This is a genomic window from Candidatus Xenohaliotis californiensis, from assembly GCF_963930935.1.
GTDB classification, from domain to species: Bacteria; Pseudomonadota; Alphaproteobacteria; order Rickettsiales; family CAWVOK01; genus Xenohaliotis; species Xenohaliotis californiensis.
The window spans coordinates 1-8,074 of the sequence record NZ_CAWVOK010000016.1 but is presented as its reverse complement, the minus strand read 5'-3'; the positions used below and the strand labels follow the sequence as shown (position 1 = coordinate 8,074).

At 29.4% G+C, this 8,074-nt stretch carries 10 protein-coding genes; 3 read left to right on the top strand and 7 right to left on the bottom strand.

The features are described 5' to 3' along the window. Positions 1–104 precede the first annotated feature (104 nt). From truA to AABI72_RS01925, 5 genes are all read right to left on the bottom strand, one after another. Entirely contained in the window at positions 105–839 is a 735-nt protein-coding gene (gene truA / locus AABI72_RS01945; protein ID WP_338363878.1) for a tRNA pseudouridine(38-40) synthase TruA, read from the bottom strand. A gap of 1 nt (position 840) precedes the next feature. Further along, complete coding sequence (gmk, locus tag AABI72_RS01940; RefSeq protein ID WP_338363877.1) at positions 841–1,467, bottom strand: guanylate kinase; 627 nt, start codon at positions 1,465–1,467, stop codon at positions 841–843. Between the two features lie 440 nt (positions 1,468–1,907). Further along, complete coding sequence (locus tag AABI72_RS01935) at positions 1,908–2,030, bottom strand: hypothetical protein (protein WP_338363876.1); 123 nt, start codon at positions 2,028–2,030, stop codon at positions 1,908–1,910. Positions 2,031–2,387: 357 nt separating this feature from the next. Next, positions 2,388–4,169, bottom strand: coding sequence for a M3 family oligoendopeptidase (locus AABI72_RS01930; protein ID WP_338363875.1), 1,782 nt, complete (start codon positions 4,167–4,169; stop codon positions 2,388–2,390). 122 nt (positions 4,170–4,291) lie between these two features. Then, positions 4,292–4,978 (bottom strand): Tim44/TimA family putative adaptor protein, encoded by a 687-nt coding sequence (locus tag AABI72_RS01925; protein WP_338363874.1) that lies wholly within the window; start codon positions 4,976–4,978, stop codon positions 4,292–4,294. Between the two features lie 83 nt (positions 4,979–5,061). On the opposite strand from AABI72_RS01925, the gene secB reads away from it, so the two are divergent. Continuing rightward, positions 5,062–5,535 (top strand): protein-export chaperone SecB, encoded by a 474-nt coding sequence (gene secB / locus AABI72_RS01920; RefSeq protein ID WP_338363872.1) that lies wholly within the window; start codon positions 5,062–5,064, stop codon positions 5,533–5,535. Here the strand turns inward: secB and pgsA are convergent. Further along, a complete protein-coding gene (gene pgsA / locus AABI72_RS01915) occupies positions 5,532–6,071 on the bottom strand; it encodes a CDP-diacylglycerol--glycerol-3-phosphate 3-phosphatidyltransferase (protein WP_338363870.1) in 540 nt (179 codons plus the stop codon). The two genes, secB and pgsA, sit on opposite strands and share 4 nt — an antisense overlap. A gap of 120 nt (positions 6,072–6,191) precedes the next feature. Between pgsA and AABI72_RS01910 the strand changes: the two genes are divergently transcribed. Continuing rightward, positions 6,192–6,716: a hypothetical protein gene (locus AABI72_RS01910; RefSeq protein ID WP_338363868.1), complete on the top strand. Its 525-nt coding sequence runs from the start codon at positions 6,192–6,194 to the stop codon at positions 6,714–6,716. Here the strand turns inward: AABI72_RS01910 and AABI72_RS01905 are convergent. Continuing rightward, the gene (locus AABI72_RS01905) at positions 6,703–7,350 is read right to left on the bottom strand and encodes an L-threonylcarbamoyladenylate synthase (protein WP_338363866.1); all 648 of its coding nucleotides are present in this window, start codon (positions 7,348–7,350) and stop codon (positions 6,703–6,705) included. The two genes, AABI72_RS01910 and AABI72_RS01905, sit on opposite strands and share 14 nt — an antisense overlap. Before the next feature lie 63 nt (positions 7,351–7,413). Here AABI72_RS01905 and AABI72_RS01900 point away from each other — a divergent pair, with 63 nt between their 5' ends. Next, complete coding sequence (locus tag AABI72_RS01900; RefSeq protein ID WP_338363864.1) at positions 7,414–7,773, top strand: TrbC/VirB2 family protein; 360 nt, start codon at positions 7,414–7,416, stop codon at positions 7,771–7,773. The last annotated feature ends 301 nt before the right edge of the window (positions 7,774–8,074 follow it).

Genomic DNA, 8,074 nt, shown 5'->3' with positions numbered 1-8,074 from the left:
CTTATAAAACACACTCAAGAAATCAATAATAACAAATTAAAAACATGGCAAATTGCAATAGTTATACTAATGTTAGTTATACTGCTTAAAATAACTGTCAACCACTAATAATCAACACCCATAAAATAAAGAGCATATGCTGGAGCAGTAGCACCTGCTCTTTTTCTATCTTTGCTTGCAATTATTTGCATTATTTGCTCCGGTTTCATAGCACCAAGTCCAACAGCGCAAAGTGTACCAACCATAATACGAACTTGTTTATGGAGAAATGATCTTGCGGATAGCATTATATCTATGTAATAACCATCTTTTACTATCTCAATATCATCTATAGTGCGTATTGAGTTATATGCCTGACATTCTGAAGAGCGAAAGGCATTAAAATCATGTCTACCCATAAAAAACTTTGCTCCTCTGCTCATCTCTATCACATTTAATGCTTTATACACTTGCCACCTTCTACTTTTTTCAAAAACAGCTGGTACTCTGCGATTAAAAATACAGTACTTATAATGCCTCTTCTTTGCTGAGAATCTAGCATGAAAACTATCTGGCACTAACTCAGCATTAACAATAGAAACCAATTTTGTCCTAAGGTAAAAATTTAAAGCATTCATTATGATTATTGGTGATAACTCTCTATTTATATCAAAATGAACAACTTGTGCTACTGCATTCACACCAGCATCAGTTCGTCCAGCACAATAGACAGTTACCATTTCTTGCAAAAAATATTGAAGTGCAGATTCTATCACAGATTGAACAGAAAGCAATCCCTGCTGTTGCTGCCAACCATGAAAACCAGATCCATTGTATTCTACAGTCAGCTTATAACGCAAACTAATGCCTCTTTCTTACCAGTAAGTCAACAAAATCATCCAAACGCACCTGCCTAGATCTCTTAAATCTTTCAGCTTTAACAATATTCATTACAGCATTTGCACTATCTTGTAGATTATGATTAATTACTACATAATCATACAATTCCCACTTAGCAATCTCATTAGCAGCTCTGTGCATTCTATATTCTATAGTTTCTGTGGTATCAAGTCCACGTTTATACAATCTTCTTTTCAATTCTTCCATTGATGGTGGTAACACAAAAACACTTACTACTTCTTCTTTTGCTTTAGATAAAAGTTGTTTATGACCTTGCCAATCAATATCAAAAACAACATCTATACCTTTTTCTAAGCAACCTTTCACATTACGCTCTGTTGTACCATAATAATGGCCAAAGACATTTGCATGTTCAAGAAAATCACCATTATTAATCATTTCTTCAAATCTTTCTTTTGAGACAAAATAATAATCAACACCATCTATTTCACCCTCCCTAGGTTTGCGCGTTGTAACAGAAACTGAAGAAACTAAATCACGATCATTTTTAAAAATATTTTTTACTATGCTAGTCTTACCAGCACCTGAAGGTGAAGATATGACTAACATAAAACCTTTTCGGTTCATAGAACAAACAATACAGATTAATAAAAATATTGTACAATAAAATATTGAAAATTACTATTATCATAGCTTGACATAATTAACCAGCTTAAATAAACAATACTAAAAGATATGTTTTTTACATTCTTTGCTAGGTATCAAGTGCTTATTATTTTTGAAAACAACAAATTACTATTCTCTAAACCAAAAAGCTGGATGTCATAAAAATCTTTTTTACTAACTAAAACCTTAAAAAATTTTGAGAAAAACCTTCTATACTTCCATCATGCTGCCTATCTGGCTATAATTTCTAACCTACTAGTATCATATAGCTATATACACCTTGCTTGATTCTAATTATATCTAAAACCACTCTAGCTATACTAAAAGTATCTAAATAGACATTTATCAAAAAATCATTTACTACTTTAGTTAAATTTTCATATATAGTAACTAATTAAAAGCTATAATCCATCAAAATTACCTGTCATTTTCATTGAAAGAAAAATAATGCCATTCCCATTTCTAGCTGCTGCTAATGATGCTATTTTTATAAAACTTCCTACATGAAAAATTGCTAATAACAACCCAAGAGAACAGGCTTGAAAAACAGCCGTTAAACCTACAAAATCAACAAATAAAAAGAGAAGCTAATAGACTAAAAGCATTGCAAAAAAAATTCCTAAAAACTATTCAATTTTTGACACAATTAGCAAACAAAACAAAATGAACTGGATATTAACTATGTACAAAGCAAATTAAAAAGTAAGTATAATGAAAGAAAATTCTTTAAAAGATTTTGTGCAGAGTGCAGTAAAAAGCATTAACTATTTAGTTGATAAATACTTTGTTGTTGTAAAATCATACAACAATTAAAATAGCTTATTAATAATGTAAATTATACTTCAAGCACAAATCAATAAAACAGTAATGCACACATAAAGCTACATTAAAACATCTAAATCACTCTCAAAGCTATCTATAAAATCCTTAATAACATTCAACCCTAGATGCCAAAAACTTCTTTCACGTGGATTGAGATCAAAACCCTCTAGCAAAACTTTATAATTTTCAGAACGCCCAGCCTTTAATAATTTCACATAATTATCAACAAAACCATTATGCCCAACTCTATACTGCTCATATAAAGCATTCACCAGACAATCACCAAAAGCATATGAATAAACATAAAAAGGTGAATGAATAAAATGAGGTACATAACACCAATAATATTTATAATCCTCAGCTAATTTAACAGCATTGCCCAAAGAATCTCTTTGAGTTTTTAACCAAAAATTACATATATCATCCAATGAAAGTTCGCCACTTATTCGTTTTTTGTGTACTGCAAGCTCAAAATCACAAAAAGATACCTGTCTTACTACTGTATTCAACATATCTTCTATTTTACCAGCTATCATTACTGTACGTTTATACTTATCTTTTTCAGCATCTAACATTGCCCTAAAGGTAAGCTGTTCACCAAAAACAGATGCTGTTTCTGCAAGTGCCAAAGAAGCATTACTCATCAATACACCATTTTTAGCAGAAAGAACTTGATGTATTCCATGACCTAATTCATGTGCTAATGTAGCAACGTCACGCTTTTTACCTTGGTAATTTAATAGAATTACAGGATGCATTGATGGCGTTGTTGGATGTGAGAATGCACCTGACATTTTAGAAGAATGTGCCCTAGCATCAATCCAATTATTTTTAAAAAACATCTCACCTATATCTGCCAAATCAGGAGAAAAATCTTTATATGACTGTAAAACAATTTTTTTTGCATCTGGCCATGGTATATATTCATCAACACTATCATATGGTGCATTTCTATCCCAATAATCAAGCTTGTTCTTACCTAAAATTTTAGCTTTCAATGCATAATATCTATGAGATAGCTCACCATAATTTTCATGCACTACATCTAGCAACAAATCAACCACCTCATCATCCAAGTCATTTGCAAGATTACGTGAGCTCATTGGATGTGAAAATTTACGGAAACTATTATCAATAGCATGATTTTTAGCTAAAACATTAGTAATTGTAACAAAAATATCAATATTTTCTTTAAAAACTTTACTAATAATCATTGCAACATCACGCCTAATGCCACTATCAGATGATTGCATATATGAAAAAATTTCAGTTATATTTAAATCTTTATCATCATAATGAAAACGCAACGCAGCACTTTTTTCATCAAATAAATTACTCCATGCATGAAAATCAACTACAGACTTCTCAGCACTATATCTTTCCATAATCTCTGAAAATTGATGCTTCTTAAATTTTTGTGTTTCTTTAAACCAATTCTTATATACAGCAAGTGCTTTATTTTGATTAAAAGATGCTTCTAGCCACTTACAATCTATTTCATTAATCTCAATTGGATAAAAAGCAAGCTTAGATATCTCAGCAGTAATACTCTCAACTATATTTTGATAAAAATTAGCAATTACTTTATTATCAATAGATATTGATCTTACTAAAAAAGCATATGAAACTATCTTTGATGATAAATCTTCAATTTTTTCATATTCTTGCACAGACACCAGCAAACTACCTGCATCCATTTCAATAACTTTCTTCTTATATTGTGTAAAATTTGCAACCAATTTACATAGTAGTTTAATGTCAGAATCTATTGCTGGATCTGTTATATTCTGATAAAAATTTTTCAAATCCCAAACAGCTTTACTTAATTCTATATCTTGCATACACAATCCTAATAGCTAATAAATCTTTTAAAAATTATGGCAAAAAAAAAAAGAATTAACAACCAGTTTAATTAAGTAAATGCAATCGAACTAAAACACTTAAAATTCCATGTTATAAATAACTAATCAATTGATATAAGTGTCCATATAGGATTGGAGGAATTAATTTTTCTACTAAAAGTAAACTTATCTTCTATTTTCTGCACTTTGTTAATATCACCATACTTAATATTGCCATCATTATCTTTGATTGTTATTAACTGATCTGATTTAATTTGTAATTTTATGGAAACAATTCTACCAAAAAAAATAACGTTTGAAATTTTACATTCATTAATAGCAACTATTGTAGTTTCCTGAATTTCATTGCGCACTTTTCTTTCATTGATCATATCTTGAAATTTACTCATTACAATGGAGTCAACTAAAGGTCTAATAGTATCTAGATCACCTTTTGTAAAGGCATTTATTATCATTTCATAAGCTATTTCAACTTTAGCTATAAAGTCTAACACTTTAAATGATGAGTCTTCAGTAGCCAAACGTTTAATACTATCCTCAACCCCAGAAACAGCACTATCCAAAATTACTTTTGAAATATCAGCAGTCATTTGCTCAGAATCATCTTCATCAACATATTGTTCACTTTCTGTATCAATAACATTGTCCATTCTAGTAGATTTAGCATTAGCTCTTGATGCACTCACCCTGCCTCCACTTCCCACTTTACCTAAGATATTATGAAGTCTAACAAAAATAGCAATTGCTATTACCGCATAAAAAACTACTTCAACCAACTCTGCAGTCATAAAATTACCATGAATATTACTTGATGATATATAGCCATTGATTTATTATAAACAGAAGTAACTTAAATAAACATTAAAAATTTATGTCCTCAAATAAACGTACAAAAGATCAATCAGCAATTAATGAAAATAATGCTCCAAATTTTAGCATAAATCTTCAGTATCTAAAAGATATCTCTTTTGAAAATCCCACATCTCCTGCTGTATTTTTTCAAAAAAACAAAGAACAACCTCAGCTAAAAGTTAATGTAGATGTATTAGTTAATAAAATTAATGAATCAAGCTATGAAGTTATTCTAGGAATAAGTGCAGATGCTACAATGCACGAAGATAAAATTTATATACTAGAATTAAAATATGCAGCAATTGTTGCTGTGTTGCAATCATTAACAACAATACAAATAAAAAGACACCTTATGGTTGATGTTCCAACGCTACTCCTACCATTTGCAAGGCAAATAATTGCAACAATAGTTAGAGATGGTGGGTTTACTGCACTTGTTTTAGATCCAATAAACTTTGAGGCACTGTACAAGCAACACACAGAACAAAACTAACTTGACAATATATTGCGGCAATATTTTAATGCAGAATAAGTACTAATAACTGCCGCAAACCATAAAAAAACAACACTAAATATTCCATTACTAAAAATAATTAACATCAAAAGTGCTAGCATTTGTATAGCAGTTTTTATTTTTGCAGCATAGGTAACATGAAGCACTATGCCTTCTTTTGCTGCATATTCACGCAAACCAGATATCAAAATTTCTCTGCAAATTATAATAAGTGCTGGCATTATAGTAAATTTATCAATAATTTGAAAATTTATCAACATAACTATAGTTGTTATAACTATAATTTTATCAGCAATTGGATCCATTATTGCACCAAATCTAGACTGCGTAGACCAATAGCGTGCCAAATAACCATCTAAGAAATCTGTGATACTTGCACATACAAATATTACAGCAACAGGCCACATAGACCAATACTTTGCCATATAAAAACTTCCTATAAGCAATGGTATAACAACCAATCGTGATATAGTGAGAATATTTGGTAAAACAATTTGTATACTTTTCCTTTCCATTGTTTTATGAGATATATAGCCTGCAATAAATATCTAAATATTATTTTGCATAAATCATATATGTCAAAGAATTATTTATTAAACAACAATAAAAATTATAAACACATGTTAAAATATTTTATGAAAATAAAAGCAAACGATGTACTTTATCTACAAGGAATAAAGCAAGCGGAGCTTAACAAAAGCAAAGTATTGGTCAAAGATATTGGATACTATAAATTTGAACAGCAAAAAATCCATAGCATCACTATAACAAAATTTAATACAGATACTAAAACATGGCAGATACTGACAATCAATAGTGTTTTTGGTGAATATTATGCAATATCTCACCCACTTACCACCAATGAAATTAAAAACATTTTTGGTTGTTGTAATTTATTAAAATTGCTAAAATATCAAAATATAAAAATCATACCAAAATCCAATCAAATAAATGATTGGATTGATAAAAGTTATTCTAGTAGACCATTAATGCAAAAAGGACTGATCTCTATTGGCAAAAAAAATAAAAATATACCACTATCTTGTTATACTATAACAGGAAGTGATGATAGAATGTCTATAGATATAGAATGCTGGTCAACTGGTAAAATTATTACATATGCAACAGCATGTTACAATAACTATTTTATTCATCTATAGCCTTGCACATTGCCTCTTTAGTAATAACACCCTCTCTTATAACTATAATTTTATCATCAACTACCTGTACAACACTTGAAGCAACATTTCTATCTCCATCACTGTATACAGCTCTATCAACATACAAATCAATATTATTACACATATTTTTAGATAAATCTTGCCATTTATTGACAGGTTTACAGCCAGATAAATTCATACTAGTTGCAAACAATGGGCATCCTAATTTGGCAATAATATCTAATATAAAAGTATCATTAGGAGATCGAATACCAATATAATCACCCCATAAACCCAGTGAATCATAAACTAATGGTTTTTTTAACTCCAACACCAAAGTTAGAGCACCAGGAAAAAATCTAGTTAATAGCTTGTGTTCTATGGTATTAAGTTTTGCAAAATAACTAATACTATCAATACTGTTAACAAAAATTGCACAAGGTTTTTTAATACTCCGTTGCTTAGCAGCATATATCTTTTTCAATGCCACTATACTTCTAATATTGCAAGTCAATCCTGGCACAGTATCAGTTTGCAAGGCTAAGACACCATCTAATTTTAAAATATTAACTATATCATTAACTAACTTAGATGCTATTAATTTTTCATTATTATTCAAAAAACGAACTTGCATAATTGTTGAATTATTTTAAAGTTTTGTTAAAATACTATACTAAAAATTTTCCAATATAAAAATATGCATATTAATAAAAAATCAATGTTAAATATATTAATAGTCTATGTTTTATTATTACCATGTGTATCAATTGCAGGGCAAGGCATGCAAATTCCTAATGAAAGTATTGACAATGGTGCAATTGTAGTAACAATATGCAAAGCAATTAACATATTTACTGGACCAACTGGACAAGCATTGGTTGTAATAGTGATAATAATAACAGGCATAAGCATGTTTTTTGGTAAAATGACATGGATTATGGCTGCTGTTGTTATGGTTGGGATTGGTATAGTATTTGGCGCTGAAAACATTGTCAACAATCTTATTGGCGGGGCATTAAACTGTAAATATTATATAGATATCAATATTACAAGATAATTAATTAAAAATTAGATTATTACCCAATAAAACTTTGCCAGCAAGCATATCTGATTATTAATTGTTTATATAAAATTATGATTATTAAGCATAATTTAAAAAATATATTGTAATAAAGATATGTGTTATCTAATTTATTAATAAATATTATGATAAAAAATCTTACAAAAAAATCTAAAATTACCTATAGCATCAATCTTTTATTGCTAGCTATGATATCTTTAGTGGCATTTGATGTTTTTGCTAATAGCCCTCCTGCTACTGATGCAATCACACAAGCCATCTGTAACCTAGAGGTATT